2 protein-coding genes are annotated in these 2,159 nt (G+C 56.1%); both read left to right on the top strand.

Going from position 1 to position 2,159, the window contains the following annotated elements:
* The first annotated feature begins 740 nt into the window (after positions 1-740).
* Positions 741-1,100: a hypothetical protein gene (locus ABIE18_RS22040; protein WP_499724646.1), complete on the top strand. Its 360-nt coding sequence runs from the start codon at positions 741-743 to the stop codon at positions 1,098-1,100.
* Between the two features lie 622 nt (positions 1,101-1,722).
* A partial coding sequence (locus tag ABIE18_RS22045; RefSeq protein ID WP_499724647.1) for a hypothetical protein occupies positions 1,723-2,159 on the top strand: 437 nt, incomplete at its 3' end.

The following is a 2,159-nucleotide window of genomic DNA, read 5'->3' on the forward strand; positions in this document are numbered from 1 at the left end:
ACTCAACGACCGACCGCGCAAAAGACTAGAGTTCAGGAAACCGATCGAACTGATCGAAAACCTCCTGTTGCAATGACCGCCTGAATCCGCCGATCCCTTACCGGGCGGCGCTCCGCCCCACCTGTAACGCCCCGGTTTTCGTTTTGCAGTCCGCATTCCGTATTTCACACTGGTCTGATGCACGCATCGTGGATCAAGATACTTTGGCTTGGGCAAGAGTCATGGCTCGGTCTCTTTGGCGACGTCCTCTACGTAGGTGATGAGATACGGCCTAAAAGGCAGCTCGATCTGGAGGTTCCGACCGGGCTACTTGCGTGTCTTGAACGTCCTTACGAGGAAGTCCGAGCAGAACTTGAAGCGCGGGAGCGTGAGCTGTCCATGCCGCTTGGGACACTGCTTTCAACAGTTCCGTTGGCAACGATTCCGACGGCAGCGGTGGCGACTCAGATGGACTATTGGGCTTCCCTTTCCGTGTCTTGGCTGGCTTCACTTCCCACCAGCGACGTCGACGACAACGTCATCATCGCTATCGAAGAAGCGCCTTGGGCCGGCCAGGCGAGCAGGCACGGTGCCCGTAGTCTTCGACGAGGTAGGAGTAGAACTTGGCCAAGGTCGCCTGAGGATCCTTCATAGCCCTGCCTACGACCGAAAGTGGATCCAGCAGGGGACCACTTCAGTCAGTTGAGCTGTCGACCCCCGGAACCTATCAATGCCGACACAAGGAGTGAAAGACTCTCCACATGGCGAATGCTCAGGGTGGTGCGATGCCCTATGAACAGGGAATCCGTAAATACATTCTCGTTTTGCAGTGGCCAGCGACATCTGATGCCGACTTTGATGCGCTCATTTCGATGGAGGATGCTCTGCTTCAGTCCGATCTCCTGAAGGCGTACGGCGTCGTGGATGGGCACGACTTTGGCGCCGGCGAGATGAATATCTTCATCCACACCGATCGGCCGCTAGAAGCCTTCCAGCACTCGATGACCTCACTGAGTACTCACGGGCGATGGGTCAGCGTACGAGCGGCATACAGGCAGATGAATGGAGAACGCTTTGTGATCGTTTGGCCGAAGGATCTCCAAGTGTTTTCGGTGTCGTGATGCCAAATGTCCAGGATGCGAAATGAGTACTGACCGGTTCAAGCATTTGCAGCATGAGGACGGCCGCCTGATCCACTCACTCCGATGGCAACCCAGTTCACCCTGGTTATGACGCCGACAAGGAAAGTCCCCAGGAAAAGCGCGATGAAGCACCAATAGAAGGCCCTGGCTGGTTGAGGCAGTTCAGTAAAGAGCCGCTTGATCGCCCGGAGATTTTTGATGACGCACCTTCCATGGATTGGTTGCACCTACGGAGTCTTAGGCCCCCCGTAGCGGGTTCTGCAACTGGGACTCAGCCGACTGGGACGAAGTCCGGCGGGAACGTCAGGATGTAACGAAAGAAAGCGAGTCTTTACCGTTCGACCAGGTCAAGGTGTTGTTGCTGTAGCCCAGTTCAACGCTCCCCTCAAGGAGACCAAGGACCCAGTCCTGTCTTTCCCCTTTTCCCTCGATGCAGCCGGAGGCACCAAGCGCCCTCTGCCCCGTAATTCGCATGCTGTTGTCATTGATCGTCACAACGGCATCAAGGGGACCACACGGCATCACAACCGTCAGGTAGGTATCCCGACCGCGTTTCGAGAGTTGCGCCGTTACCTCCCCTGCATTTACCCAGGAGATGGGTGTGCCGCCATCAGACCCGGCCGTGCTGGTGTACTTTCCGCAAGGGGCCTCGGACACGAATTGGGCACATTCGATCGATGACGTCGGTGATGTGTGGCGTGGCTTCGGGGACCCCGTGCTTGAACCGCATGAGGCAACGGTGATTCCCATGAAAAGAACAGCAGCGACGCAAGCAGGTGCCTTAAGTTTCTTCATTGCCCCCACCTACGCCGAAGTTTCTCGAAGCGTATACCGCCACAAGCGTTTTGTCAGAAGAAGAAATCGGGCAAAACCAATGACAGTACGTTCACCATTCACCAATAACCCGCAGATCGGGCCACAGCACTCAACCGTGTCCGTTCAAGGATCGGCGGATTCAGGCGGTCATTGCAACAGGAGGTTTTCGATCAGTTCGATCGGTTTCCTGAACTCTAGTCTTTTGCGCGGTCGGTCGTTGAG

The sequence above is a fragment of the Arthrobacter sp. 2762 genome, from assembly GCF_040548745.1.
Classification (GTDB): domain Bacteria; phylum Actinomycetota; class Actinomycetes; order Actinomycetales; family Micrococcaceae; genus Arthrobacter.

Coding starts and splice junctions, on each gene's coding strand:
- ABIE18_RS22040 (WP_499724646.1), top strand. CDS start 741: ATGGCGAATGCTCAGGGTGGTGCGATGCCCTATGAACAGGGAATCCGT.